The 26,418-nt window shown below is 68.4% G+C and carries 27 protein-coding genes and 2 tRNA genes; 6 read left to right on the top strand and 23 right to left on the bottom strand.

The window, feature by feature from the left end:
• Positions 1-107 precede the first annotated feature (107 nt).
• From ACIOSY_RS16090 to serS, 7 genes are all read right to left on the bottom strand, one after another.
• Positions 108-1,070, bottom strand: coding sequence for a hypothetical protein (locus ACIOSY_RS16090; RefSeq protein ID WP_400855078.1), 963 nt, complete (start codon positions 1,068-1,070; stop codon positions 108-110).
• An 11-nt stretch (positions 1,071-1,081) separates the two neighbouring features.
• Positions 1,082-1,564, bottom strand: coding sequence for a hypothetical protein (locus tag ACIOSY_RS16085; protein ID WP_400855077.1), 483 nt, complete (start codon positions 1,562-1,564; stop codon positions 1,082-1,084).
• Between the two features lie 329 nt (positions 1,565-1,893).
• Positions 1,894-1,982 (bottom strand) — tRNA-Ser (locus tag ACIOSY_RS16080).
• A 160-nt stretch (positions 1,983-2,142) separates the two neighbouring features.
• On the bottom strand, positions 2,143-3,423 hold the full coding sequence (locus ACIOSY_RS16075) for an LCP family protein (RefSeq protein WP_400855076.1): 1,281 nt from the start codon (positions 3,421-3,423) through the stop codon (positions 2,143-2,145).
• Between the two features lie 50 nt (positions 3,424-3,473).
• Positions 3,474-3,558: transfer RNA gene (locus tag ACIOSY_RS16070), tRNA-Ser, on the bottom strand.
• Positions 3,559-3,600: 42 nt separating this feature from the next.
• The gene (locus ACIOSY_RS16065; RefSeq protein WP_400855074.1) at positions 3,601-4,422 is read right to left on the bottom strand and encodes an HAD family hydrolase; all 822 of its coding nucleotides are present in this window, start codon (positions 4,420-4,422) and stop codon (positions 3,601-3,603) included.
• The gene (gene serS, locus ACIOSY_RS16060) at positions 4,419-5,738 is read right to left on the bottom strand and encodes a serine--tRNA ligase (protein WP_400855073.1); all 1,320 of its coding nucleotides are present in this window, start codon (positions 5,736-5,738) and stop codon (positions 4,419-4,421) included. Before serS ends, ACIOSY_RS16065 begins: the two co-directional genes overlap by 4 nt.
• A gap of 111 nt (positions 5,739-5,849) precedes the next feature.
• Here serS and ACIOSY_RS16055 point away from each other — a divergent pair, with 111 nt between their 5' ends.
• Positions 5,850-6,230 carry a YybH family protein gene (locus ACIOSY_RS16055; protein WP_400855072.1) on the top strand — a complete coding sequence of 127 codons (381 nt, stop codon included), beginning with the start codon at positions 5,850-5,852 and terminating at the stop codon, positions 6,228-6,230.
• A gap of 63 nt (positions 6,231-6,293) precedes the next feature.
• Here ACIOSY_RS16055 and ACIOSY_RS16050 read toward each other — a convergent pair whose 3' ends face one another.
• Positions 6,294-6,833 carry an RNA polymerase sigma factor gene (locus ACIOSY_RS16050; protein ID WP_400855071.1) on the bottom strand — a complete coding sequence of 180 codons (540 nt, stop codon included), beginning with the start codon at positions 6,831-6,833 and terminating at the stop codon, positions 6,294-6,296.
• Positions 6,834-6,908: 75 nt separating this feature from the next.
• On the opposite strand from ACIOSY_RS16050, the gene ACIOSY_RS16045 reads away from it, so the two are divergent.
• Positions 6,909-7,907, top strand: a complete 999-nt coding sequence (locus tag ACIOSY_RS16045) for a diacylglycerol/lipid kinase family protein (protein WP_400855070.1) — start codon at positions 6,909-6,911, stop codon at positions 7,905-7,907.
• A 27-nt stretch (positions 7,908-7,934) separates the two neighbouring features.
• On the opposite strand, the gene ACIOSY_RS16040 is transcribed toward ACIOSY_RS16045, so the two are convergent.
• The 3 genes from ACIOSY_RS16040 to ACIOSY_RS16030 all read right to left on the bottom strand — a co-directional run bounded on the left by ACIOSY_RS16040 (position 7,935) and on the right by ACIOSY_RS16030 (position 10,438).
• Entirely contained in the window at positions 7,935-8,654 is a 720-nt protein-coding gene (locus tag ACIOSY_RS16040) for a hypothetical protein (RefSeq protein WP_400855069.1), read from the bottom strand.
• Positions 8,655-8,702: 48 nt separating this feature from the next.
• Positions 8,703-10,163, bottom strand: a complete 1,461-nt coding sequence (cls, locus tag ACIOSY_RS16035; RefSeq protein ID WP_400855068.1) for a cardiolipin synthase — start codon at positions 10,161-10,163, stop codon at positions 8,703-8,705.
• A gap of 101 nt (positions 10,164-10,264) precedes the next feature.
• The gene (locus ACIOSY_RS16030) at positions 10,265-10,438 is read right to left on the bottom strand and encodes a hypothetical protein (RefSeq protein WP_400855067.1); all 174 of its coding nucleotides are present in this window, start codon (positions 10,436-10,438) and stop codon (positions 10,265-10,267) included.
• 116 nt (positions 10,439-10,554) lie between these two features.
• Between ACIOSY_RS16030 and ACIOSY_RS16025 the strand changes: the two genes are divergently transcribed.
• Positions 10,555-11,679: a DUF4192 family protein gene (locus tag ACIOSY_RS16025; protein ID WP_400855065.1), complete on the top strand. Its 1,125-nt coding sequence runs from the start codon at positions 10,555-10,557 to the stop codon at positions 11,677-11,679.
• On the opposite strand, the gene lysS is transcribed toward ACIOSY_RS16025, so the two are convergent.
• Positions 11,672-13,219: a lysine--tRNA ligase gene (gene lysS, locus ACIOSY_RS16020; protein WP_400855064.1), complete on the bottom strand. Its 1,548-nt coding sequence runs from the start codon at positions 13,217-13,219 to the stop codon at positions 11,672-11,674. The genes ACIOSY_RS16025 and lysS overlap by 8 nt on opposite strands.
• Positions 13,220-13,298: 79 nt before the next feature.
• Between lysS and ACIOSY_RS16015 the strand changes: the two genes are divergently transcribed.
• The gene (locus ACIOSY_RS16015; protein WP_400855063.1) at positions 13,299-15,158 is read left to right on the top strand and encodes a DUF2207 domain-containing protein; all 1,860 of its coding nucleotides are present in this window, start codon (positions 13,299-13,301) and stop codon (positions 15,156-15,158) included.
• A 4-nt stretch (positions 15,159-15,162) separates the two neighbouring features.
• On the opposite strand, the gene ACIOSY_RS16010 is transcribed toward ACIOSY_RS16015, so the two are convergent.
• The 10 genes from ACIOSY_RS16010 to hpt are packed head-to-tail and all read right to left on the bottom strand — an operon-like array spanning position 15,163 to position 23,866.
• On the bottom strand, positions 15,163-15,855 hold the full coding sequence (locus ACIOSY_RS16010; protein ID WP_400855160.1) for a DUF2520 domain-containing protein: 693 nt from the start codon (positions 15,853-15,855) through the stop codon (positions 15,163-15,165).
• A 4-nt stretch (positions 15,856-15,859) separates the two neighbouring features.
• Complete coding sequence (locus tag ACIOSY_RS16005) at positions 15,860-17,857, bottom strand: PH domain-containing protein (protein WP_400855061.1); 1,998 nt, start codon at positions 17,855-17,857, stop codon at positions 15,860-15,862.
• The gene (locus tag ACIOSY_RS16000; protein ID WP_400855059.1) at positions 17,854-18,435 is read right to left on the bottom strand and encodes a PH domain-containing protein; all 582 of its coding nucleotides are present in this window, start codon (positions 18,433-18,435) and stop codon (positions 17,854-17,856) included. Before ACIOSY_RS16000 ends, ACIOSY_RS16005 begins: the two co-directional genes overlap by 4 nt.
• Positions 18,386-18,868: a DUF3180 family protein gene (locus ACIOSY_RS15995; protein WP_400855058.1), complete on the bottom strand. Its 483-nt coding sequence runs from the start codon at positions 18,866-18,868 to the stop codon at positions 18,386-18,388. The genes ACIOSY_RS16000 and ACIOSY_RS15995 overlap by 50 nt, the downstream gene beginning before the upstream one ends.
• The gene (folK, locus tag ACIOSY_RS15990) at positions 18,865-19,404 is read right to left on the bottom strand and encodes a 2-amino-4-hydroxy-6-hydroxymethyldihydropteridine diphosphokinase (protein ID WP_400855057.1); all 540 of its coding nucleotides are present in this window, start codon (positions 19,402-19,404) and stop codon (positions 18,865-18,867) included. Before folK ends, ACIOSY_RS15995 begins: the two co-directional genes overlap by 4 nt.
• The gene (gene folB, locus ACIOSY_RS15985) at positions 19,401-19,796 is read right to left on the bottom strand and encodes a dihydroneopterin aldolase (RefSeq protein ID WP_400855056.1); all 396 of its coding nucleotides are present in this window, start codon (positions 19,794-19,796) and stop codon (positions 19,401-19,403) included. Before folB ends, folK begins: the two co-directional genes overlap by 4 nt.
• Positions 19,797-19,840: 44 nt before the next feature.
• Positions 19,841-20,650: a dihydropteroate synthase gene (gene folP, locus ACIOSY_RS15980; protein ID WP_400855055.1), complete on the bottom strand. Its 810-nt coding sequence runs from the start codon at positions 20,648-20,650 to the stop codon at positions 19,841-19,843.
• Entirely contained in the window at positions 20,647-21,252 is a 606-nt protein-coding gene (gene folE / locus ACIOSY_RS15975; protein WP_400855053.1) for a GTP cyclohydrolase I, read from the bottom strand. Before folE ends, folP begins: the two co-directional genes overlap by 4 nt.
• A 2-nt stretch (positions 21,253-21,254) precedes the next feature.
• Positions 21,255-23,255: an ATP-dependent zinc metalloprotease FtsH gene (ftsH, locus tag ACIOSY_RS15970; protein WP_400855052.1), complete on the bottom strand. Its 2,001-nt coding sequence runs from the start codon at positions 23,253-23,255 to the stop codon at positions 21,255-21,257.
• 59 nt (positions 23,256-23,314) lie between these two features.
• The gene (gene hpt, locus ACIOSY_RS15965) at positions 23,315-23,866 is read right to left on the bottom strand and encodes a hypoxanthine phosphoribosyltransferase (protein ID WP_400855051.1); all 552 of its coding nucleotides are present in this window, start codon (positions 23,864-23,866) and stop codon (positions 23,315-23,317) included.
• 103 nt (positions 23,867-23,969) lie between these two features.
• Between hpt and ACIOSY_RS15960 the strand changes: the two genes are divergently transcribed.
• Positions 23,970-24,566 (top strand): DUF937 domain-containing protein, encoded by a 597-nt coding sequence (locus ACIOSY_RS15960; protein WP_400855050.1) that lies wholly within the window; start codon positions 23,970-23,972, stop codon positions 24,564-24,566.
• 79 nt (positions 24,567-24,645) lie between these two features.
• Here the strand turns inward: ACIOSY_RS15960 and tilS are convergent, their stop codons facing one another.
• Positions 24,646-25,641: a tRNA lysidine(34) synthetase TilS gene (gene tilS, locus ACIOSY_RS15955; RefSeq protein ID WP_400855048.1), complete on the bottom strand. Its 996-nt coding sequence runs from the start codon at positions 25,639-25,641 to the stop codon at positions 24,646-24,648.
• Positions 25,642-25,719: 78 nt separating this feature from the next.
• Between tilS and ACIOSY_RS15950 the strand changes: the two genes are divergently transcribed.
• Positions 25,720-26,382 carry a TMEM175 family protein gene (locus tag ACIOSY_RS15950; protein ID WP_400855046.1) on the top strand — a complete coding sequence of 221 codons (663 nt, stop codon included), beginning with the start codon at positions 25,720-25,722 and terminating at the stop codon, positions 26,380-26,382.
• Positions 26,383-26,418: the final 36 nt, after the last annotated feature.

The following is a 26,418-nucleotide window of genomic DNA, read 5'->3' as shown; positions in this document are numbered from 1 at the left end:
GTGCCAGGCCGAACGAGATCCTGGCGCCACCGCTGCTCCCCACGGTACGGATCGACCGCCTCGATGAAATCATCGCAAGCGACCAGGATACGAACGCGAATTCGGCATCAGCCCGCGAGCCATCCCGGCATCCGGCCGGCGATCATCCACACGACCGACCCGAGGACGATCGCCGCGACCACGATGCTCGAGAGGATCTGCGATGCCGACGCGCGGAGTCTGACCCGTGCCGCTCGGGCGGCCACACGATCCGCTGCGAACGCGTCGGGGGTGACGGTGCCCGCCGCTGTGCGCGGCTCAGCCTGTACGCGGATGCGAGACAGGATCTTCTCGCGAACGACGTCCACCGCGATCCGGGTGGAAGCGATCGAACGGCTCGTGCCGAAGCGTCCTGCCTCGCCGTACACGAAGATCCATCCATCGGTCATCTCCACGTCGCACCCGACTCCGGCATCGACCAGCAGGCTCATCAGATCAGGGGTGAAGATGACGCGAGCCTCGAAACCGGAGCCTGCCGGACCGTAGAGCGAGAAGCTGCGCTGGAAGTCCCCCTCGAGAACGACCTGCTGTCCCGCGCGGGGCACGAGTCCTGCCTTTCTGACCATGCTCCGCTCCGCGTTGACGAGGACGAAGTTCGTGACATCGTGATCCATCGGGATCGCGATGAAGGTGCTGGCGATGCGACGGGGTGTCGAGGTGCCTGTGCCGTACGTGCCGAAGAGATCGCCGGCGAGGAAAGGCGACTCGGTGTCGCGGGCATCGACGACATTCGCCGCGATGGAGTGGTCGGCTCCTCGGAAGAGGATGCCGGGGAGGGCCAGCTCCCCCAGGCTCTCGGAGTATCGAAGGCCGAGTGCCGCCGCTTCTCTCGTCCATCGATGGCGCCCTCGGAGGACATGGCCGCCGCGCCATGCTCCCGTGAGCAGGACGACGCCCGCGCCCGCGAGCAGGGCACTGATGAACCACGAGGAGTCGACGGGGACGACGCGGAAGCCCACCATCGTACCGAGCACGAGGAGAACCGTTCCGGCGGCAGCGGCGATGACGACGGATCCTCGACGGTGATGCATTATCCGTCGCCTCAGATCTTCCGGTCTTCGAGCGGGAGAACGTAGTCGACGCCGTCCAGGTTCGCCCACAGGGCCCAGCTGACATCCCGCTTCTTGCCAAACAGCGTCACGGCGAAGACGAAGATGCCTTCTTCCGGTCGGCTGAGGCTCGTGATATCGATCGCATTCTCGTAGGACCCGAAAGGAACCGGGAGGAACGCGGCGTTGGAGCCTTCGTACCGCACGGTACCCAGGGGTACCATCTCCGCCGCGCGCGTCAGCGCGTCGAGCGTCGATCGCGACAGGTCGCCCTGCACGCCGATGGCTTTGATCACATAGACAGTTCCCTCGTGCTCTCTCCGATCGAGTCCGTAGGTGCGTCGTGCGGCTTTCTTCTCTGCGGCGGCGAAGATCGCGTGCGCCCGCTTGGCCCGGCCGCCCAGCAGGAAGCCGAACAGCTTCCGGAAGGCCGCAAGATCGGAGAAGCGGGCGAGGAGGGATTCGGGCGTGGTCACGGATGCTGCTTTCTGATGGCGCGGTCGACCTTCGTCGGAAAGGCGACGCGGCGTCCTGCGGGAATCGGGTGTGGCGCGTCGTACGAGCCGGGCGCGGTGGGCAGGGAGGCTTCACTCCCCTCGGAGACAACGAGGGTGTCGTCCGAATCTGACGAGAGGCAGCGTTCCGCGAAAGGGCGTCAACCCGGGAACGCCGGCACGGCACGTTGTGCGCGGCCGCTGTGGAGGTGCCTGTCGTACATCGCGGCCGAAGCTGCGGTTGAGCCCGAGGCCCGCTGTCCAGCGCCATCAGAGCATCCGAAAAAGATGCTCTGATCAAGAGGAAAGTGCGGAGACGAGGGGATTTGAACCCCTGGTCCCCGTGAGGGGACTCCACCTTAGCAGGGTGGTGCACTCGGCCGGACTATGCGACGTCTCCAGGCATCCGAACCGAAAGCACGGATGCACGTAGCAATCATAACGGGTTCGACGAGCTGCGACGAATCATGCTCGGCGAACCGCGCGCCCCGCACCGTCTGACGAACGACGAAGCCCCCGCCGGCGCCGAGCGCAGCGGGGGCTTCCTCCAGAAGATCGTTCTAGCGGACGTTGCCGTTCGAGCAGGTCTGCTGTGCGGCCGAGTTGCCCTTGATCGAGCTCGGCAGCTGCACGACGTTCTCCGGTGTCGCTGCCGGCGTCTCGGGCGTCTCGCCCTCGACGGGAGCCGCCTCTTCGGTCGTCGGGGCGGTCTCCTCGGCGGGAGCCGCCTCCTGCACCACCACACCGTCGTTGCCGTTGTTCTCGTGCGTGATCTGCAGCTGCGCATTGGCCTCGATGGCCGCGAACAGCTCATCGGCCGCCGTGTAGTTCGGCACGACCTTGTTGGGGTTGGCCGAGTCGGAGCCGTTCGGATACTGCACGAAGACGATGTCCTCGAAGGGCACTTCCTTGACCGCCAGGGCGATCTGTACGATCGTCATCGGGTCGTTGAGCGTGGTGCTCGTCTCGAGGTTGCTGAGACCGACATTCGCGAGCTTGAGCACGGTTCCGACGTTGCCGAGCGTCTCGCTGCTGATGAGCTTGCGCGCAAGACTCGACATGTACTGCTGCTGGTTACCGATGCGACCGAGGTCGCTGCCGTCGCCCACACCGTGGCGCGTGCGCAGGAACTGCAACGCCTCGAGGCCGGCCACCGTGTGCGTGCCTGCAGCCATGTCCAGCCCGGTGTACTTGTCTTTGATGGGGTTCGCAAGGCACACGTCCACACCACCGATCGCGTTGGTGATCTCGATCACACCACCGAAGGTGACGGATGCTGCGAACTGCACCTCTTGACCCGTCAGGTTCGAGATCGTCTTCACGACGCAGTTCAGGCCGGCGTCGCCATAGGCGACGTTGAACGGCTGCTTGCTCATCGCCGAGTGCACCTGACCGTCTTCATCGGTGCACTCCGGGATCGGCACCATGAGGTCGCGGGGAAAGCTCACCACCGTGATGCGCCGAGGGGCATCCGAGACGTGCACGAGGAGGTTCACATCGTTGAGGTTTCCCTCGGCATCGCTGCCACTGCACCGCTCACCGAAGAGATAGGCGTAGGCCTCTTCGCAGGTGTCGACGCCGGCGAGGACGAAGTTGAAGCCGCCCTTGTACTCGCTGATGTCGGGCGGCACCTCGGAGGCCTCCTGGCCCTCGAGCTCGACCGAGTTCGCCACCAGTGCGCTGCGCAGGTCGTAGACGACGTACGCGGCCACGCCCACGCCGCTGACGAGAACCACGGCGAGGCCGATGGCGATGAACTTCAAGAGCTGGCTGAGAGGTCCGGGCGTGTGCAACTGACCGTGTCGCGCGATGGTACGCCGACGTCGGGTGTTCTCGGTCACTCGTGGCCTTTCGGTTCTGCCTGCGGTGATGGGGGCACCGGCTCAGACTGCGGAGGGTGTGGGATTCGAACCCACGAGACATCTCTGCCCACTGGTTTTCAAGACCAGCTCCATCGGCCGCTCGGACAACCCTCCCGACAGACGAATCTGCCGACAACGCGTGAGTCTAGCCGAGTTCTATTCTCCTGCGCTGACCTGGGCAGGCGCTGGAAGCGTGTTCAGCGCGCGAGCGAGGCCCCCGTCGTCGACGTCATCGGTGATCTCCGTCGCCGCATCCTGCACCTCGGCCGGCGCCTGCCCCATGGCGACGGCTCGTCCGCCGAGCGTGCGCGCCCAGCCGAACATGCCGATGTCGTTGCGACCGTCGCCCGCGACGAGCACTCGTTCTCCGGGAAGACCGAGCTCGGTGCGCACGCGCTCCAACGCGGTGCCCTTGTCGACGCCCTGCGGTGCGATGTCCAGCCACGCGGTCCACCCGATCGCGTACGAGACCTCGTTGAGACCGGCATCCGCCACCAGCCGGTGGAAGTCCTCCTCGTCGTGCCCCGGCGAAACCACGACGACGCGTGAGACCGGCTCGGCGGCGAGCTCGTCGAAATCGACGCGGCGGCCGCCATCGAGGGTCCAGTCGTCGAGCTGCTCGGTGTAGAGGCGCTGCCCGGACGCGAGTTCGACCATGTACCGGGCATCCGGCAGACGTTCCTGCAGCAGCGCGAGCACGGGCGACGGATCGAACGTCTCGATGCTCCAGCGCTCCCACTCGTCGCCCACGCGGCGCATGGTCACCGCGCCGTTGGAGCACACGACGTACTCGGCGTCGATCTCGAGTTCTTCGACATACCGGCGCGTGGCCATCCAGCTGCGGCCGGTCGCGATCGTCACGGTGTGCCCTGCATCGCGCAGACGAGCGATCGCCTCGGGCACACCGGGACTCATCATCTCGTCCTGCAGGAGGATGGTGCCGTCGACGTCGAGGCCGACGAGCCAGGGGGCTGTCACGCCTTCACCGAGCCCTTCGTCGGCGCGGGGGTGAGCACGTCGAGCCCGCCGAGGTACGGACGCAGCACTTCGGGAACGCGCACCGACCCGTCGGCCTGCTGGTGCGTCTCGAGCAGGGCGACGATCCACCGGGTGGTCGCGAGCGTGCCGTTGAGCGTGGCCACGTGCTGCGTCTTCGCCGTGCCCGGGGCCGCGTCGGCCGATGCGTCGACCGCCGGACGGTGACGCACGTCGAGGCGCCGTGCCTGGTAGGTCGTGCAGTTCGACGTCGAGGTGAGTTCGCGGAATGCGCCCTGCGTCGGAACCCAGGCCTCGATGTCGTACTTGCGGGCGGCGCTGGATCCGAGATCGCCCGCGGCCACGTCGATCACCCGGTAGGCGAGACCGAGCGAGGTGAGCATCTCCTCCTGCAGGGCGACCAGACGCAGGTGCTCGGCCTCGGCTTCTTCGGGCGTCGTGTAGACGAACATCTCGAGCTTGTTGAACTGGTGCACCCGGATGATGCCGCGGGTGTCCTTGCCGTGCGAACCCGCCTCGCGGCGGTAGCAGGTCGACCAGCCGGCGTAGCGCAGGGCTCCGTCCGACAGGTCGACGATCTCGTCTTTGTGGTACCCGGCGAGGGCGACCTCGCTCGTACCGACCAGGTACAGGTCGTCATCCTTGTCGAGGTGATAGACCTCGTCGGCGTGCTCGCCGAGGAATCCGGTGCCCTGCATGATCTCGGGGCGCACGAGCGTCGGGGTGATCATGGGGACGAAGTCGTGCTGCAGAGCCTTGTCGAGTGCGAGGTTCATCAGTGCGATCTCGAGGCGTGCACCGATGCCGCGCAGGAAGTAGAACCGTGCACCCGAGACCTTGGCCCCGCGCTCCATGTCGATCGCGCCGAGGATCTCGCCGAGCTCGAGGTGGTCGCGCGGCTCGAAGTCGAAGGCGGGCACCTCGCCGACGCGGCGCAGCTCGACGAAGTCGGCTTCTCCGCCCGCGGGCACACCGTCGATCACGACGTTCTCGATGCGGGCGAGAGCGGCGGATGCGGCATCCGCGGCTTCACCGGCGGCCTGCTGCGCCTGCTTGACGCGGTCGGCCAGGTCTTTGGCCTGCGCCACGAGCGCGGCCTTCTCGTCTTTCGGGGCCTTCGCGACCTGCTTGCCGAAGGCGTTCTGCTCGGCCCGCAGCTCTTCGAACGCGGCCAGCGCCGCACGGCGCGATCGGTCGGTCTCGAGCGCGATATCGACGGTGCCCTGGTCGTTGCCACGGGCGACCTGGGAACGGCGAACGATGTCGGGGTGGTCGCGGAGAAGGGCGAGCTCGATCATTCATCGATTCTACGGGGCCGTCCGACACACCGAGATGTCACACCGGGCGACGACCGTCGTCTTTCTCTTCGGTGGCAGGCAATCGGCCGGCCCACCCTGAAAGGAACATCAATGAGCACGCGTGTGACCTCCCTCGACCAGCTGAACCTGGCCTTCGCCGACCGGTTCAACGCCCGCGACCTCGACGGCCTGATGGCCCTCAACACGGCGGATGTCGTCTTCGTCCCGGCCCCCGGCACCCCGGTGACCGGCGAGACTGCCGTGCGCGGCGCGCTCGAGCAGTTCCTCGGTCTCAACCTGCCGATCTCGATGACCGTGCGCCACGTCTTCGAGAGCGCGGGCACGGGCCTCGCGATCGCCGACTGGACCATCACCGGCACGGGGCCCGACGGATCCGAGATCGCTCTCGCCGGCACGACGGCCGATGTCGCGGTCTACGACGACGAGCACGGATGGCGCTACGCCGTCGACAACCCCTTCGGCACGGTCTGATCGCTCGGTTCGACCACACGGGGAGGTCGCGCCACGCGCCGGCCTCCCCTCAGCGGTTCGCCCTCAGTCTGCCTCCATGCCGGACTTGCGGCAGGCGTTCATCGCCTTGCGGGCACGCGACACCCGCTGTCGCACCGCGGCCGGCTCGATCCCGAGGCGGTCGGCGACCTCGCCGGTCGACAGCCCGTCGACGACGGTGAGCAGGAGTGGTTCGCGGAGCGAGTCGGGAAGACCGTGCAGCGCAGCGAGCGCCCCATCGAGAAGGACCCTGACCTCGACCTCCCCGGCGACGCTGGCCCCGGCAGGAACGCTCTCGTCGAACTCCGCTTCCGGACGCCGAGCACGCTGTCGCGCGAGATCGATCGCCACGTTGCGGGCGATCGAGTCGAGCCACGAGCACACACGCCCTGGTTCCGGGGTCTCGAGGTGCGCGACCGACCGCCACGCGCGCAGCAGCGCCATCTGGGCCACGTCGTCGGCATCGTCGACCGGCACCCCCAACGAGATGCTGCGCCGGCGGAGCCGATCCGGCTCCTCCGCGATCATCTCCGCGAGAAGTTCCCGCGTGCTGTCGTCTCTCGCACTGCCCGTCGGAACACCCATCTCGACTCCTCCCCAGAGCGTCGGGCCTTCGCACCCGTGGAAATACGGGACACGCGCCGGGCTTAGAGTATCGCCATGACGTTGCCCACCTCCGCTCGACGTCAGGCGGCGCTCGTCTACAACCCGATCAAGGTCGATGAGAAGCGTCTGCGTGCCACGTTGCGCGACCTGTCGAAGGCCGAGGGGTGGGAGCATCCCGCGTTCTATCCGACGACGATCGAAGATGCGGGGCAGGACGCCACCGCTCAGGCGCTCGCGCGCGGGGTCGATGTCGTGCTCGTCGCCGGGGGCGACGGAACCGTGCGCGCCGTGTCCGAGGCGATCGCCGGCACCGGTGTGCCCCTCGCGATCCTGCCCAGTGGCACGGGCAACCTCCTCGCCCGCAATCTCGCTCTCCCGCTCGGGGCTCCGGAGGGGATGATTCGCGCGGCGCTGAGCGGCAGCCGTCACGCGATCGACATCGGATGGGCCCGCATCACCCGCGAAGACGGCACCGACGAGGAGCACGCGTTCGTGGTGCTGGCGGGCATCGGACTCGACGCCGACATGATCGCCAACACCCGCCCCAATCTGAAGAAGTCCGTCGGATGGATCGCCTACGTCGACGGCGCCGCGCGCTCTCTGGCGAATGCCTCCCCCTTCCGCTCGGTCTATCAGATCGACGACGGCCGCCTGCACTCGACGAAGGTGCACAGCATCCTGTTCGCGAACTGCGGCATGCTTCCCGCGGGCATCTCGCTGATCCCGAACGCATCGATCGATGACGGCACGCTCGACGTGGCCGTGATCAAGCCCTCCGGAGCATTCGGCTGGTTCAACGTCTGGCGACGGATCTGGTGGGAGAACTCGGTGCTGCGCCGATTCCCGGCCGGCCGCCGGGTGCTCGAACGACGCGGACGGGATGCTTCCGTGCACTACTTCGAGGGGCGCGTCGCAGAGGCCGCGACATCGCACCCCACTCCGGTCGAGCTCGACGGCGACGAATTCGGCGAAGCCGTGCGCATCACGTGCCGGGTGGATGCCGGAGCATTGCTGCTCGCACTGCCCGAGGGCCACCCGGTCGACACGCTCTGACCCGGGCGGATGAGCCCTGCGCCGGCGTCAGTCGCCGCGCACCGAGACGGTGCCGTCGAGTCCGCCGCCGACGAGTGTCAGCGTGAAGTCATCGTCGTCCACGACATCGTCGCCGAACGAGAGCAGGGTGGCGCGGGGCGCCATGTCCATGGTGCACGCTTTGTCCTCCTCGGTGACGAAGGTGGCGGTGCCGGTGTTGCCCGATGCCTCGAGCTCTCCGAGCACCGGCGGGCAGCCCGACGAGCCCCACGTGAGCAGCACGAGGGTCCCGTCGTCGATCCATCCGGCGGAGGGCAGGAAGTCGGTGGACTCCCCGGGCACGCCCGTGACGGGTGAGCCACCGATCTCGACGTCATCGGATGCGTCGCCGAAGGTGACCTGCAGAGTGATGTCCTGCGTGGGATCCACGCCTTCCGGCAGCGCACCGATGCTCGCCCGCGGCGCCATATCGGCGGTGCAGGGCTCGTCCGCATCGACGTCGACGAGGGTCACCGCCACCGTCTGGCCGTTGCCGGTGACGGTGTCGACCTGCGGCACGCAGGTCGAGGAGCCCCAGGTCACGACGGCGAACATGCGCCCGTCGTCGAGCAGTGTGCCCTCGATGTCGTCGAAGTCGTCGGCATCGGTGTCCGACGGTGCCGACGTGCTGGTCGGCGTGACCGCACCCGGAGTCGCGGTGCATCCGGCGATCAGCAGCGCGGCGGCGAGTGCGGAGAGTGCGGCGACGACGCGCGTGGGGGAAGCCATGGATTCAGGGTACCGGCGCCGATATTCCATCGGGTAGTCACGATTCGACTACTGCAGGGCAGAGGTGAGCCGCGCGAGATTATCGAGAACCGTCGACCGGAGGGGCTGCTGCATCCACTCTTCGAGCGTGAGTTCACGGCTGAGCGCCCGGTAGGTGTCTTCGACCTCGCGCATCTCGGAGACGAACTCCTCGCCGCGCACGAGCATCGACACCTCGAGGTTCAGACCGAACGACCGCATGTCCATGTTGCTCGACCCGATGACCGCGACCTCGTCGTCGATCGTCAGGCTCTTGGTGTGCAGGATGTACGGCTTGCGATACATCCAGATGCGCACGCCCGCCTTGAGCAGCACCTCGTAGTAGCTGCGCTGGGCGTGGTAGACCATCGCCTGGTCGCCCTCCTCCGAGACGAACAGCTCGACCTCGACTCCCCGGTCGACGGCCGCGGTCACGGCCAGCAGCAGCGCCTCGTCGGGCACGAAGTAGGGACTCACGATCATGATGCGCTTCTTGGCCGCGTACAGCAGACCGAGGAAGAGCCGGAGGTTGTTCTCGACCTCGAACCCCGGGCCGGACGGGATGACCTGGCAGTCGAGATCGCCCGAACCGATGTCGGCGTGCGCGATGTCGATCTCTTCGAGGACGATGTCGGTCTCGCTGTACCAGTCGCTGAGGAAGATGGCGTTGACGCTGAGCACGACGGGCCCGTCGAGGCGCACCATCAGGTCGACCCAGTGCAGCCCGCGCTTGATGTTCTTGGGGAGGTTGTAGGTCGAGTCGGTGACGTTCTGCGAGCCGAGGAACGCGGTGGCCCCGTCGACGACGAGCAGCTTGCGGTGATTGCGCAGATCAGGACGCTGCATCCGTCCCTTCAACGGCTGCACCGGGAGCATCAGGTGCCATTCGGCGCCCATCGCGTTCAGGCGCTTGATCGTGGCGCGGTACCTCGGCTTCCAGCGGTTCGCCCAGTGGTCGAGCAGCACGCGTACCGAGATGCCGCGCGCCGCGACCTCTTCGAGAGCGCGGAAGAAGTTGTCCGTCGACTCATCGGACTGGAGGATGTAGAACTCGACATGCACGTAGTCCTTGGCCTCGCGGATCGCGTCGGCCATCGCGTCGAGCGAGCCCTGATAGTCCGGGATGAGGTGCGCCCCGTTGTCACCCGAGAGCGGAAGAGCGCCGAGCCGCTGGTTCATCTCGACGAGCGGGCCGAACCAGTCCGGCGCGTTCGGTCGGAGCGTGCCGAAGTGCAGGTGCTCGCTCGTCGCGGCGATGTACTCGTTGATCTGGTCCTGCTTGCGGCGCCGCGCCCGGGGCAGCCGGGGGTTTCCGATCAGCAGGAAGAGGAAGACCCCGACGAACGGGATGAAGAACACGGCGAGCAGCCAGGCCATCGCAGCCGTGGGGCGTCGATTGCGCGGGATGATGATGATCGCCGTGACCCGGATGGTGATGTCGAGCACCACGAGGAACGCCGTGATCCACCAGAGGAGGGCGCCCTCGAACATGCTGTTCTCTTCCTGGCTCGCCGCATACGGGACCGGCTTCACCGCGCGTCACCGTCTCGGGTCGGCGTTGGCTACACAGTAGCCGATGGGTGGGACAGCGCTCAGGAGCGCGGGGGCAGGCCGCGCGCAGCGCGCTCTTCGGCCTCGATCTGCGCGTGCACCTTGCGCTCGGTGCGATCGAATCGCAGGATGCCGCGGATCACCATGAAGAAGACGAAGCTCACACCGATGGTCGGCAGAATCGACCATGCTGCTGCGAGCCAGAAGTTCTCCATGTCCCCATCGTACCGCCCCCCTCACTCCTCCTCCCCCGGCGGGGCAAGCTCGGCATTCTGTCCACAACGCCCTTTCTCGCCGCACACGGTGCCCATCGTCGCGTCACACTCGCCTGATGAACACAGTCCTCCGTGCCGTAGATTCCGCCGACTTCCTCGGCATCCTTCCCGTCCTCGCCGGCTTCACGCCGCGTCAGAGCATCGTGCTGCTCCCCTTCGAAGGCAGTCGCACCCATGGCGCGATGCGCCTCGATCTGCCGGCCGACGGCCTGCCGCTCGACGACTACGCCGCCGCCGCCATCGGGCTCGTGGCACGGGTCTCCCGAACCGACGCGGTGGCCGTCGTCGTCTACACCGATGAGCGGGCGCAGTCCACCCGCGACGGCCTCGTGCTCCCTCTCACCGTGGCTCTCGATGAGCTTCTCGGCTGCGCGGAAGACGCCGGGCTCGGCATCGTCGACGCACTCTGCGTCACGCCCGACGGGTGGGCGAGCTACCTCGACGACGCACCGATGCTGCACGACCTCGACCTGGTGCCCACCGCGCCCGCGGTGCCGGGGGTCGGAGACGTCTCCGGCGATCAGAGCGCAGGAGCCGAACTCCCCCACGCCGATCTCGCCGAGAAGGAACGTGTGGGCCGTGCGCTGCACGACCTGTCCGAGCTGCTCGACCACGGAACGCACGATCACCGGAAGACGCGGGAGAACCCCGAAGCGTTGGCCGCCGCTGCGATGCTCGACGACCTTCCCGAGTTCTTCGAGCTGCTGATCGAGACCCGAGGAGACGTGCCGCCGTTCGCGACAGCGGCTCTGCTTTGGTGCCTGCAGCGTCCGGCGTACCGCGATGTCGCGCTGCTCCAGTGGGCCGCCGATCGCGGCGCGGGCAATCGTGCTCTCCATGCCCAGCTCGACTACGCGCACCGTGGGCGCACGGTTCCCGATGAACTCGGTGACATCTTCCTCGGCAAGGGGCCCAGCCCCGACGCCGACCGTCTCCGCTTCGCGCTCGACGTCGTCCGCGTCGCGGCATCGCGTGCCCCGCGCGCCGCACGCCCCGCGCCGCTCACCGCAGCAGCGTGGCTCTCGTGGGCTCTCGGGCGGTCGACGCACGCCGGCCATTACCTCGATGCCGTGCGCGAGATCGATCCCGAGTACGGTCTCGCCTCGCTTCTGCAGACGATGATCGACTCGGCGATCCTCCCGGAGTGGACCTTCCGCCGATCCGGCGGGTCGGCTACTTGACCAGCGGGAAGAGGATGGTCTCGCGGATGCCGAGGCCCGTGATCGCCATCAGCAGCCGGTCGATGCCCATGCCCATTCCGCCGGACGGCGGCATGCCGTGCTCGAGAGCCCGCAAGAACTCCTCGTCGACCGGCATGGCCTCCACATCGCCGCGCGCGGCGAGCTTCGCCTGCTCGACGAAACGCTCGCGCTGGATCACCGGGTCGACCAGCTCGGAGTATCCGGTCGCGAGCTCGAAGCCGCGGATGTACAGGTCCCACTTCTCGACGACGCCCTCGATCGAGCGGTGCTCGCGCACCAGGGGCGACGTGTCGACGGGGAAGTCCATCACGAACGTCGGGCGCACCAGGTCGCCCTTCACGAAGTGCTCCCAGAGCTCTTCGATGAGCTTGCCGTGAGTGGCCTGCGCCGGCAGATCGACGCCGTTCGCCTCGGCGAAGGCGATCAGGTCGTCGCCGGCATCCTGCGGGGTGAACGTGCGCCCGGCTGCCGCCGAGAGCGACTCGTACATCGAGATGCGATCCCACTCGCCACCGAGGTCGTAGTCGGTGCCGTCGGCCCACGTGACCGTCATCGATCCGGCGACGGCGACCGCCGCCTTCTGCACGAGCTCCTGCGTGAGCGCGGCCATCTGGTTGTAGTCGCCGTACGCCTGGTAGGCCTCGAGCATCGCGAACTCGGGGCTGTGCGTCGAGTCGGCGCCCTCGTTGCGGAAGTTGCGGTTGATCTCGTACACCCGCTCGATCCCGCCGACCACCGCGCGCTTGAGGTACAGCTCGGGAGCGATACGCAGATACAGCTCGGTGTCGAAGGCGTTGGAGTGCGTGACGAACGGACGGGCGGATGCCCCACCGTGCTGCACCTGCAGCATGGGGGTCTCGACCTCGAGGTACTCGTGACTCGTGAACGTGGCGCGCAGGCTGGCGTTGACGGCCGCACGGGCACGCACCGTGGTGCGCGCCTGCTCGCGGACGATCAGATCGAGGTAGCGGCTGCGCACACGACTCTCATCGCTGAGCTCGGCGTACGCGTTCGGCAGGGGCAGGATCGCCTTCGCCGCGATCTCCCATCCGTCGGCCATGATCGACAGCTCGCCGCGGCGGCTGGAGATGACCTCGCCGTGGACGAACACGTGATCACCCAGGTCGACGTATTCCTTCCAGTCTGCGAGCGACTCCTCGCCGACGTTCGCCAGCGAGATCATGGCCTGGATGCGCGATCCGTCGCCGGCCTGCAGCGTCGCGAAGCAGAGCTTGCCGCCGATCCGGCTGAACACCACGCGTCCGGCGACACCGACCACGACGCCGGTCTCGGCACCCGCCTCGAGTTCGCCGTACTCGGCGCGAAGGGCCGGGATCGTGTGCGTGACGGGCACGCCCACGGGGAACGCTCCGCCACCGGCATCCGTCCGCTTCGCGATCAGGCGCTCGCGCTTCGCGAGACGCACGGCCTTCTGCTCGTGGATCTCGTCGTCACCGGCCCCCGAGTTCGTCGAAGGGTCGTTGGGGTTCTGCGCGGGCGCGGCGGACGCGTCAGTCATTCGGGGCTCCTTGGAAAAGTCACTCCAGTTTACCGAGGCGGCGCGACGATCCTGGGCCGGCCCTGGGTAGCCTCGAAGAATGACCCTCACCCGGATCATCCGCACACTCACCGTCGCCCTCGCCGTCGCCGCCGGCATGGGCCTGAGCGTTCCCTCCGCGGCGAGCGCTCAGGTCGCCGCAGCGCCGACCGCCTCGACGCCATCGGTCACCGCAGACGCCGAGGGCGACGTCGACGACTTCTCCTACGCCTCCTGGGACGCGCGGTACGACGTCGGGCTCGATGCCGACGGCCGAGCCACGATGCACGTCTCCGAGACGCTGGTCGCACGATTCCCCGACTTCGACCAGAATCGGGGCATCGTGCGCGGGCTCGCGACGACATACGAGAACGCCGGACTCGACACCCGCGTGCTCTCCGTCACGGACGAGAACGGTGCCGACGTGCCGTTCGAGACCGAGACCGACGACGGCGTCCTCTACGTCCTGACCGGAGACGACGACTACGTGCGCGGACTGACGACGTACGTGATCGAGTACGAGATGCGCGATGTCATCCTCCCCGCCGATTCGGGCGTCGACGAGTTCTACTGGGATCTCCTCCCGCTCGACAGCACCCAGAGCATCGAGTCGTTCCGCGCCGACATCGTCTTCGATACCGCGATCTCCGCCGGGTTGACGGGGGCGACGCGCTGCTACGAGGGCTTCTCCGGAGAGGACGAGTCCTGCACTGTCGAGGGGCCCGACGACGTCGACGGGGGAACCCGCTTCCACGTCGAGTCCGGCGAGCGCTCCGCCGGTGACGGGATGACCGTGGCGATCGGGTTCGAAGCCGGAACGGTCGCCCAACCGGCTGCCCGCGAGCCGAACGCCGCCACCGACGTCGTCCCGATGTTCGCCGCGCTCGGCGCGGGTGGGCTGTCGATCGGCAGCTGGTTCGCGGTGAGCGCCTTCGCCCGCCGACGCCGCACGGCCACCGGGATCGTCGTCGCGCAGTACGACGTTCCCGCGTCGATGCCTCCGCTCCTCGCCGGCGCGATCATCCCCGGGGCGAAGTCGGTGATCCCCGCGGAGATCGTGCACCTCGCCGTGCACGGGGTGATCCGCATCGAAGAGGGCGCCGCCCCCGAGCAGCCGCGCCTGCGCCACCTCTCCGACGAGCGGCTCTCCGACCATCTCGACATCGCCACGGTCGAATCCCTCTTCCTCGGTGCGGACGATGACGGTGTCGTCGACATGCCCACCGCCAGCGAGTCGTTCGCCGCCCGCATGTCCGCGCTCGAAGCGCAGGGAAAGGCCGCGGCGGAGTCCCGTGGTCTGCTGCGGCGCGAGCGCGCACGCGGTGCGGTGATCATCCAGTGGGTCGCGCTGGGCGTGGTGGTCGTCGGACTCGCGCTCGCCCTGTGGGGTGTCATCAGCGGACGGGTGGGCGCAGGGCCGGCGGTCGTCGTCGCCTCGTTCACCACCTTCTTCGTCCTGTTGTCGAGCCTGTACTCCTTCTCGAAGCACCCTGTCCTCAGCCCGGAAGGAGCCCTCGCTCACGAGTACCTGCTCGGCGTGCGGGAGTTCATCCGCCTCGCCGAAGCCGACCGGCTGAAGATGCTGCAGTCGTACCGTGGCGCCGAGCGGCGCGAAGACGGAGGGGCGAACGTGATCGTGCTCTACGAGCACCTGCTCCCCTACGCGATGCTCTTCGGCATGGAAGACGAGTGGGGCCGCGTGCTCGAGAACGCGTACTCCTTCGAGCAGCACGGGCCGTCGTGGATCGGCGATCCGACCTCACCGTATCTGCGCACCTCGCTCGCAGCCTTCGCCGTCTCGTCGCACTCGGCGGCCACGTACTCGGCCCCGTCGACCAGCAGCTCGTCGAGCTTCGGCGGGTCGAGCGGCGGCGGGTTCTCCGGCGGCGGGGGCGGCGGCGGGTTCTCGGGAGGCCGCTGACCCGTCAGAGCAGGGGCGGCGGATCGGATGCTTCGCGCAGCGCCCGCTCGACGGTCGACTGCACGAGCGCCGACAGGTAGCCACCGGGGTTCTCGACACCGATCTCGCGGAGTCGACCGGTCGCCTGACCGATGATCGACCGTGAGAACTCGGTCGCCGTCTGGATGGCATCCGCATAGGCAGGACGATCCGCCTCGGCGACGACCACGGGTTCGCAACCGATCTCGACGGCGAGTGCCTGCGCGATCGGCAGGACCGCCGCGGGAGCCGTCACCGCGGCGAAACCCGCCTGCAGCTGGCGCAGGTCGATCGAGGTGCCCGTGAACGTGATCGCCGGGTGAACCGCCAGCGGTATGGCCCCGCGCTCCGCCGCCGGGCGCAGCACCTCGATGCCGAAGGCGGGATCGGTGTGCAGCACGAGCTGACCGATCTGCCACCCGCCGACCTCGGCGATGCCCGCGACCAGGGACTCGAGCTGATCATGGGGAACGGCGAGAACGACCAGCTCGGCCCGTCGTACGACCTCGAGCGCGTCGAGAACCAGAACATCCGGGAGCACGGCCGAGGCACGCTCGTCGTCGGAGCCGCTCGTGATGCCGACCACCGCGTGGCCCGCGCCGCCGAGCGCGGCACCGATCACGGGGCCGACCCGACCGGCGCCGATGACGCCCACGCCGAGGCGCCCGTCTCGCACCATCACGTCACTCGCCCGTCGGAGCCGGTGGCGCAGGAGGAGCCGGAGGAGCGGGAGGAGTCACGGGCGGGGCCGGCGGAGCGGGAGGCCCCTGGTACGGCGGAGGCGTTGGCGGACCCTGATACGGCGGAGGCGTCGGAGGCCCCTGATACGGCGGAGGCGTCGGAGGCCCCTGGAACGGCGGAGGCGTCGGCGCACCCTGGAACGGCGGAGGCGTCGGCGCACCCTGGAACGGCGGAGGCGTCGGCGCACCCTGGAACGGCGGAGGCGTCGGCGCACCCTGGAACGGCGCGATCGGAGCATCCGCCGTGTGCGCGCTCCACCGGTGGGTGGTGTCGCGGGCTGCGGCGACCGCGGCCCGGTGACTCACGTCATCGATCAGGGCGAGAGCATCCTCGCGTTCGAGTCCCGACAGCAGACCCGTGATCGGGCCCGGCACCGTGTGCACCTGCGCGCCGCTGACGCGCTGCGCGCGATCGATCGGCCCCTGGGCGAGCGAGACACCCTGCAACCGCGCGAGCGGGAAGACCGCGAGCTTGCGCCACACGACTCCGCGGCGCAGCAGGAGCCCGAAATCGGTCACGGTGTAGCCGTGACGCTTCCACGACACCGGTCGGCGCCACCGCGCCCGCCGGGGCATGGTGCGGTACGGATCGCCCTCGACCGGGCCGAGGATTCCGTGTTCCCAGATGAGCGGGATGTCCGCGGCAGGCACGTCGGGCAGGATGAGCCCGAGAACCCGCTCGACGTCGGGGCGCTTTCCGACCGGGAGGACGATGTTGAACTGCTGCGCGCTGCCGGACTGCTGCTGCGCCGCGCTCTTGCCGCTCATGCGGTTGATCTTGATCGACCACCAGCCGAACGGACGCCACAGCAGCGACTGCGTGACCTCGACGGCGAAGATGCGGCCGGGGGGCAGCGTCTCGGTGACGGTCGTCAGCAGGCCGTAGGTGATGCGCACGCCGTCGGGGGTGGGGGCGATCGAGTAGCGGAGCGACTTCGAGATCTGCGCCCAGGTGATACCGACCACGGCGATGACGAGGGGGATGCCGATACCGAGCGCCAGTCCGAGGGTGATGAATCCGCTCGCAGCGTCGCCGTCGAGGAACGCGCCGAAGAACATGAAGCCCATCGTCACGCCGAACACGATGGCGAAGAACAGGAACCACAGCACTCCGACGATCAGCTGCGAGCCGATCAGACGCCCCGTGGGGATCTTGACGACGCTCTCGGGGGCGACATCGGCGAGGTCGACGCCGGCGATGAGCCCCGTCACCCCGTGGTTCATCGAGTCGATGAGTTGCGCGCGCGACGTCGGGGCGACGGTGCCGCCGGCCGTGGCCGGTGCACCCGGGGTCTGCGCGCCGGCGATGCCCTCGGCTGCCGCCTGACGCGCCGCACGCACACCGGAGGCGAGCCGCAGGATGTCGGCGCGCACGCCCTCTGCACGACCCGTCGCGAGGTACTCCAGCTCGACGTTCGCGTCGGTTCCCGCGCCAACCACCTCGAGCTTCGCGAGCCCGATGATGCGAGCGGGGAACGGACGGGTGAGGTTGACGCCCTGCACCCGGTCGAGCGGCGCGCGGCGGTGCGAGCGGAAGATGATGCCCTTGCGCACTTCGACGTGGTCACCGGTGATGCGGAACTGCTGGAAACGCCAGATGAACCAGAAGATCGCCACGAGCACCAGCAGCAGCGCGAGCACGCCCAGCAGCGCGATGAGGATCAGGTTGTTCTCGAGCACCCAGTCGACGGGGTCACCCGACGAGTACTCCCCGTAGTGCGCCTCGCTCGGGGTGAAGATGTTGACGAACCAGGCGATGACGCGGTCACGCAGGTTCGCGATCGTGATGCCGGCGACGATCAGCAGCACCAGGCCGCCCTTGAACAGGGGCGTGAGCGGGTGCATCCGATGCCATTCGCCGTCCGCCAGGTTCGACGAATCGGCGGACTTCGGCGCGGGGGGCGGCGCGCTCTGGGGCGCCGGGAACTGCGGCTCGCTCACAGGCCGGTCCGACGGGTCTCGGCGACCTCGATGAGCGTGTCGCGCAGGGCTTCGGCCGCACCCTGCGTGAGCCCGGGGATCTGCACGCCAGTGGTGGCCGCTGCGGTCACCATCTTGAGCTGCGAGATGCCGAAGGCGCGGTCGACCGGTCCCTGCGTGATGTCGACGAGCTGCATGCGGCCGTACGGCACCGCGATCATGCGCTGCCAGAGGATGCCCTTGCGGAAGACGATGTCGTCGGAGCGGAGCATGTAGCCGATCGCCTTGGCCTGGCGCGGCAGGATGATCATCGTCGCGACGATGATCAGGGTGATGACTGCTGCGGGGATCCATGCCCAGGTCTGGTGCAGCACGAGCGCGAGCACCGCGGCGGCGACCAGGACGATCACGAGCAGGATGCCGTTCTGCAGGAGCTGCGAGACGACGTAGCGCGGCGAGATCTGGTGCCAGGTGCCGTCGAGTTCGAGTCGACCCTCACTGCGCGCTGTGCGCAGGGCCGTGTAGGTTCCCTGGTCGAGAGCGGCGAGGTCAGTGCCCTCCGCCGGGTTCAGGGGCGGGTTCTCTGGGTTCTGAGTCATCAGGATCCTTCGGCAGGGTGCAGAACTGTTCGGCGACGAGTGCGGCGGCCACGAGCACGAGTGCTCCCACGATGAGTGCCGCCATCGCCACAGTCGACCCTACCGGGGGATCGATCGGCCGTGTCAGAAGGAAGAGCAGCAGCCCGACTCCGAAACCGGCCAGAAGGGCTCCGAGCAGACTCGATGCCCGAGCGAGGGTCGCGGCGCGCAGCGCCCGGAACGGGTCGATGCGGATGCGCGAGCGCACACTGCGACGCACCGGCCAGGCCACCCCCACCGAAGCTGCCGCGATGAGGATCAGAAGCACCGGGAGGAACAGCGACGGGGTGAACGTCGCGCGCCCCGTGCTCGTGAGCAGCTGATCGAGCAAAAACCCCGCGCCCGCGCCGATCGCGGCGAGACCGACGAGCACACCCGCAGATGTGCGCCTCATCCCTCGCTCCGCGCGCGCAGACCGGCCACGAGATCGGCGATGCGTCCGTGCCCGACGAGCACGGCGTCTGCGTCGAGTTCGAGCCACGGTTCGAGCACGAACAACCGCTCGGCCGCTCGCGGGTGCGGGAGCTGGATGCGCGGATCATCGGAGACCTCGTCGCCGTACGCGATCAGGTCGAGATCGAGCGTGCGATCGCCCCAGCGCTCGTGTCGCACTCGCCCGTTCTCGTCTTCGATGGCGTGGAGCATCCCCAACAGGATCTCCGGCGCGAGCCGAGTCGTGACCAGAGCGACCGCATTGACGTATCCGGGGGCATCCGGATCCGGGCCGTCGACACGCAGGGCCACCGTCTCGATCAGAGTGGACAGGTTCACGTCGGTCACGAGCGGCAGGCGGGCGATGCGCTCGGCCGCCTTCGTGATCGTCTCGTGCCGGTCGCCGAGGTTGGCACCGAGCGCGACGACGGCGATCCCCTCTTCGCGCACGATGCGCGCCGAGGGAACCTCGGGCGGGATGGTCAGATTGCGGCTCATGCGGTGGCCTCCTGCAGGGTCTGCGGCGTGCGTCCGCGGTTCACCGTCACGGAGACGTCGGCGAAGGTGAGCGGGATCGGCGCGTGCGGCTTGTGGACGGTCACCGACACGAAATGCACGCGACGGTCTTCGAGCACCATGTCGGCGATGCGCGAGGCGAGCGTCTCGATCAGATTCACGGGCTCACCCGCGACGATCGCGGCGACCTTCTCGGCGAGTTCGCCGTAGTGCACCGTGTCGACCACGTCGTCGGATGCCGCGGCATCATCGAGCGGGATCTGCAGCCGCAGGTCGATCGTGAACTCCTGGCCGTCCTCGCGCTCGTGGTCGTAGACGCCGTGCCTGCCGAAGACCGTCAGGCCGGTCAGTGCGATCTGGTCGAGGAAGTCCATCCCACCAGCGTACGCGGCGGGGTCGGGCGACGCAGAGGAGGGCGTCAGCGCCCCTCCCAGGCCTGAGCGATCGCCAGTGCGTCACGAGTGGCGGCGACGTCGTGCACACGCACGGCCCAGGCTCCCGCGCGCACCGCGAGAGCGCTCGTCACCGCGGTGGCGAGGTCTCGACGCGACTCGGAGACGTCGGCATCCGCATCGCCCTGGGCGAGGGTCTCGGCGAGGAACCGCTTGCGGGAGGTGCCGATCAACACGCGCGGGCCGAGGGCGACGATCTCGTCGAGCCCGCGCAGCACGTCCCAGTTCTGGGTGCCGGCCTTCGCGAACCCGATCCCCGGATCGACGATCAGTCGCGACGGGGCGATGCCCGAGGCCGCGGCCTCGCCGATGCGTTCCTGCAGCTCCCCCGCGACCTCGCGCGCGATGCGCCGGTACTCGGCATGCGCGTACATGTCGGACGAGAAGCCGCGCCAGTGCCCGATCGCGAAGTCCGCGCCGGATTCCGCCACCGCGGCGCGCATGTCGGGATCGGCCAGACCGCCCGAGACATCGTTGACGATGCGCGCGCCGGCGCGCACGGCCGCCGCGGCGGTGTGCGCATCGAGCGTGTCGATGCTGATCGGGATGCCGGCGGCGGCGAGCTGCTCGATCACGGGCAGCACGCGTTCCTGCTCGACGGCGGTGCCGACGCGTTCTGCCCCTGGGCGCGTGGACTCCCCTCCGATGTCGAGCACGGATGCTCCGTCGGCACGCAGCTGCAAGCCGTGCGCGACCGCGCGGTCGACGTCGAGGTACCGCCCGCCGTCGCTGAACGAATCCGGGGTGACGTTGACGATGCCCCAGATGCTCGTCACGACGGTGCCCCCGCGGTGCTCGAGGCACCGATGAGGGCGATGAGCTCGGACCGCGCAGCGGGATCGGTGTATTCGCCGCGGGCCGCGATCGTGAGGGTCGAGGCCTCGGGCTGGCGGCCGCCGCGCATCGTCACGCATCCGTGGCTGGCGTCGAGCACGACCAGTACGCCGCGGGTGTCGAGGTGCTCGTCGATCGTGTCGGCGATCTGCTCGCCGAGTCGCTCCTGCACCTGCGGGCGTGCCGCGAGGATCTCGACGACGCGCACGAGGGCGCCGAGTCCGACGACCTGCTCACCGGGCAGATAGGCGAGGTGCGCACGACCGGCGAACGGAAGCAGGTGATGCTCGCATACCGAGCGGAAGCGGATGTCGCGCAGCAGCACCGCGCCCGACGGGAGGGTGTCGGGCGCCGGCCCCCGGGTCACGCTGATGGTGCGCTCGAGCGGCTGCGCGGGGTCTTCACCGACTCCAGCGAAGAACTCCGAGTAGAGCTCTCCCATGCGGGTCGGGGTCTGGCGAAGGCCGGGACGATCGGGGTCTTCCCCGATCGCCTCCAGCAGTTCACGGGTGAGTCGCTCGATGCGCGCCCGGTCGACGCCCATGGTCAGGCCGTCGCGGGGCGCGGGTTGGTGGCTCCGGTGGCCTCCTGCTGCGTGCGCGGTGCCGTCGCCGGCGCCTCGACCGCGGCGGCGAGGGAGACATCCTTCTTCGGAACGTCGATCGGCGGCAGCTCCGAGACCGGGCGGTCTTCGCTCGACAGCCACAGCGGGCGCTCGGGGAGCTTGCGGATCTCGGTGAAGATCTCGGCGATCTGGTTGTGATCGAGAGTCTCCTCTTCGAGCAGAGCCAGCGCGAGACGATCGAGGATGTCGCGGTTCGCGCTGATCACCTGGTAGGCCTCGTTGTGCGCCTGCTCGATGAGGGCGCGCACCTCGGCGTCGACCCGCTCGGCGACCTTCTCGGAGTACTCGCGACCGCGACCCATGTCGCGGGCCACGAACACGTCGCCGCCTTCGGTGCCGAGCTTGACCGGCCCGACCTGCGTCGTCATGCCGTACTCGATGACCATCTTGCGGGCGATCGAGGTCGCCTTCTCGATGTCGTTGGATGCCCCGGTGGTCGGGTCGTGGAAGACGAGTTCTTCGGCGACGCGGCCGCCCATCGCATACGTGAGCTGGTCCTGCAGCTCGTTGCGGGTGATCGAGTACTTGTCGTCGAGCGGCATCACCATCGTGTAGCCGAGGGCCTTGCCGCGGGGCAGGATCGTGATCTTGGTGACCGGGTCGGTGTAGTTCATCGCCGCCGCCGCGAGCGCGTGTCCGCCCTCGTGGTACGCCGTGATGAGCTTCTCCTTGTCGCGCATGACGCGGGTGCGACGCTGGGGACCGGCGAGCACGCGATCGATGGCCTCGTCGAGCGCCCGGTTGTCGATGAGCTGCGCGTTCGAGCGGGCCGTCAGCAGCGCGGCCTCGTTGAGCACGTTGGCCAGGTCGGCACCGGTGAATCCGGGGGTCTTGCGGGCGACGACCTCGAGGTCGACGCTCTTCGCGAGCGGCTTGCCCTTGCTGTGCACCTCGAGGATGCGCTGGCGGCCCTTCATGTCGGGGGCATCCACGCCGATCTGACGATCGAAGCGGCCCGGACGCAGCAGAGCGGGGTCGAGGATGTCGGGGCGGTTCGTCGCCGCGATCACGATGACGTTCGCGTTCGGGTCGAAGCCGTCCATCTCGACGAGCATCTGGTTGAGGGTCTGCTCGCGCTCGTCGTTTCCGCCACCCATGCCGGCGCCGCGGTGACGACCGACGGCGTCGATCTCGTCGATGAAGATGATGGCGGGCGAGTTCTCTTTCGCCTGGCTGAACAGATCGCGCACGCGGGATGCTCCGACACCGACGAACATCTCGACGAAGTCAGAACCCGAGATCGAGTAGAACGGTGCGCCCGCCTCGCCGGCGACCGCGCGGGCGAGCAGCGTCTTTCCGGTTCCGGGAGGGCCGTACAGCAGCACGCCCTTCGGGATGCGGGCACCGATGGCCTGGAACCGCGTCGGGTCCTGCAGGAAGTCCTTGATCTCATGGAGCTCTTCGATGGCCTCCTCGGCCCCGGCGACATCGGCGAAGGTGACCGTGGGGGTCTCCTTGCTGACGAGCTTGGCCTTGGACTTGCCGAACTGCATGACCTTGCCGCCGCCGCCCTGCATCGACGACAGGAGCCACCAGAACAGCAGGCCCAGCAGCACGAGCGGAAGCAGCAGCGAGAGGAAGCCGTCGAACCACGTGGCACGCGGCACGGCGTCGTTGAAGCCGTCCTTCGGGTCGGAGTCGTTGATCGCCGTGACGACCTCGTCGGCCCGGGCATCCACGTAGTAGAACTGCACCTTGTCGGCACCCTTGAACGGCTTCGAGAGCGTCATGTCGACGCGCTGATCACCGTCGGTGTTGACCACTTCGGAGACCGTCGAGCCGCTGAGCAGCTTGAGGCCCTCCTGAGTGGTGATCTGCTTGGGTGCCGAGAGCCCCGTGACCAGCATGACGCCGACGAACAGCAGAACACCGATCAGCGGTACATAGACCAGGGGATTCCGTGCGAGCTTCTTCACATCCATGATCGGATCAGCGTATCGCGCGCGTACTAGGCGGCTGCTGTGCGTTCACCCACGGCGTATCAGCTGTAGACGTGCGGTGCGAGAACGGCGACGTCGCGCAGATTGCGGTAGCGCTCGTCGAAGTCGAGTCCGTATCCGACGACGAAGTCGGTCGGGATGTCGAAGCCCACGTACTTGCAATCGATGACGACCTTCGCCGCCTCGGGCTTGCGCAGCAGCGCCAGCACCTCGATCGACTCCGCACCGCGTGACTCGAAGTTCTCGAGCAGCCAGCTGAGGGTCAGACCCGAGTCGATGATGTCCTCGACGATGAGCACATGCTTGCCGTTGAGGTCGGTGTCGAGGTCTTTGCGGATCTGCACGACACCGCTCGACTTGGTGCTCGCGCCGTAGCTCGACACCGCCATCCAGTCCATCGGCGCGTGGAACGGCAGCGCCCGCGCGAAATCGGCCATCACCATCACCGCGCCCTTGAGCACGCCGACGAGGATGATCTCCTTGCCCGCGTAGTCGGCGGCGACCTGAGCCGCCAGCTCGTCGAGCTTGGCGAGGATCTGCTCCTCGGTGACGAGGATCTCGGACAGGTCAGCCTGGATTTCCGTGGCGCGCATGGATCGATTTTAGGCGATGCGCGGGGTCGTCTCCCGCACGGGTCCACGGCCGCACTACTCTGAGCGGTGAGACGGGCGGATGCCCACCGACGGAAGGAATCCCATGGCTCTTGACGACATCCTCACGCAGGTGCCGATCGATGACATCGCGAAGCAGTTGGGCGTCTCCCCCGACGTCGCGAAGACCGCCGTCGAGCAGGGCGGCGCGGTGCTGCTGGGCGGACTGGCGAAGAACGCCTCGACCGATGAGGGTTCGGCGGCCATCCAGAAGGCGTTGAAGAAGCACGAGGGCACGGCGGGTGCGGCGTCGGTGAAGGACATCGATCAGGCCGACGGCGGCAAGATCGTCTCGCACATCCTCGGTGCCGACGAGAAGAAGGTGACCGAGAAGCTCACGCAGTCCGACAAGACGGCGGGCATCGACTTCGGCAAGCTCCTCCCGATCCTCGCTCCGATCGTCATGGGACTCATCGCGAACGCGAACAAGGGCAAGTCCACGTCGGCGGGTGCCGAGTCCCAGGGTGGTGGCGGCATCGGCGACCTCATCGGCGGTCTGCTCGGCGGCGGCAACAACAGCGGTGGCACTGGCGGCGGCGGCATCGGCGACCTTCTCGGGGGCCTGCTCGGCGGCGGCAACAAGTCGGGCGACGGCGGCATCGACCTGGGCAGCATCGTGGGCGGCCTCTTCGGCAAGAAGTAGCCCCGCGCCCACCACCTCTGCGGTCTCGATCATCGATCGGGGCCGCAGAGGTCGTTGGGGGGGCGCGATCGCGCCCGTGTCAGCTCGGAGCCGTGAACACGATCTGCCCGCCTCGGCGCGCGGCGGAGCATCCGGGCAGATCGATCGGGCCCTGCCCCGACCAGTCGGTCACGAGCCGGGCCACCTCGATAGTCTGCGAGCGGGTGAGACTCACCCCGAACTCGCTGTCGACGACCAGACGGATGATGCGGTTGCGCAGCGCCGCAGGATTCGCTGCGAGCGCGGCGACGCTCACCGAGATGCCCGCCTCGGCGTGCTCGACGATGTCCTCGATCGTCTCGTGGATCATCTCCTCGAACGCCTCGGTGTCTTCTCTGAGCTGGTCGGCGGTGCGGGCCAGAGCCTCGGCGATGCCCGGCCCGATCTCGGCCTCGAACACGGGGAGCACGCTCTCCCGCACCCGCACGCGGGCGAAACGGTCGTCGAAGTTGTGGGGGTCATCCCAGAAATCGAGATCGGATGCCGCGCAGAAGGCGCGCGTCGTCTCGCGCCGCACCGCGAGCAGCGGGCGCATCCACCGCACGCCGTCGTCGTCCTCCCGTACGGGCGCCATGCCCTGAAGACTCGCGGCTCCGGCGCCGCGAGCGAGCCCGAGCAGCACGGTCTCCGCCTGGTCGTCGAGCGTGTGGCCGAGTAGCACCCCTCGCGCGCCGACCTCGGCGGCGACATCCCGCAGCGCCCGATAGCGTGCGTCCCGCGCGGCAGACTCGGGTCCGTCGGGCGCGGAGTCATCGACCTCGACGCGCACGACGCGCGCCTCGAGGCCGAGGGTCGTCGCCTGCTCAGCGGCTCGGGCGGCGACGGCATCCGATCCCGTCTGCAGTGCGTGATCGACGGTGACGGCGGTCGCACGGATGCCGAGCTTGGGAGCTTCGAAGGCGACCGCTGCGGCGAGCGCGAGCGAGTCGGCTCCCCCGGACAGCGCCACGACGATGGCCGAGCCCTCGGGAACATCGGCGAGCGCGGTTCGCACGGCCAGGCGGATCTCGGCGATGGCAGGAGGGAGAGACGGCACGGTTCCACGCTAAAGCACGGCGGCGGATCGTGCGCCCGATGCGTGCGGCCCCCGGAAGGGCAGGACTAGTCTGGCGCCGTGGCCGAACATCGCTCTGCGCAGAAGTTCTCGACCGAACGCTTCAAGGCATTCGTCGACGCGGTCGTCGCGATCGCGATGACGCTGCTGATCCTGCCGCTCATGGAGGCGGTGTCGGATGCCGGGTCGGGAAAGCTGACGACAACGGAGTTCTTCGACGAGCACTCCGGTCAGCTGCTGAGCTTCGCGCTGAGCTTCTTGCTCATCGCGACGTTCTGGATGGGACACCACAGTCAGTACCGCGACGTCGAGTGGATCACGGCGCCGCTGATGTGGATCAATGTGGCGTGGATGGCCACGATCGTCTGGCTGCCGGTGCCCACGGCGATGTTGGGGCAGATCGATTCCGACCCGCTTCAGAAGGTCGTCTACATCGGCACGCTCATCACGACGCAGCTCGCGACGCTCGCCGGCGGGATCTACCTCGTGCGGCACCCCGAGCTGTCGACGGCGCCGTCATCGACCTACCGTGCGGGGGTGCTCGGAGACCTCGCCGCGATCATCCTGTTCGCCGTGGCGCTCGTGGTCGCGGTGCTCGTCCCCTCCATCGGATACGCCGCTCTCTTCGTCATGCTCCTGAACGCCCCGGTGTCCCGCCTCGTCGACCGGGTCTCCCGGGGGCGTGACGACTCCCGCGCTCAGACACCCGGGAGCCCCGAGTAGGCTGGTTCGCGGCATCCAACCGATTTTTCTCCTGAG

The organism is Microbacterium sp. NPDC087665 (genome assembly GCF_044743285.1).
GTDB lineage: Bacteria > Actinomycetota > Actinomycetes > Actinomycetales > Microbacteriaceae > Microbacterium.
This window is presented reverse-complemented; position numbering and strand designations above follow the sequence as displayed.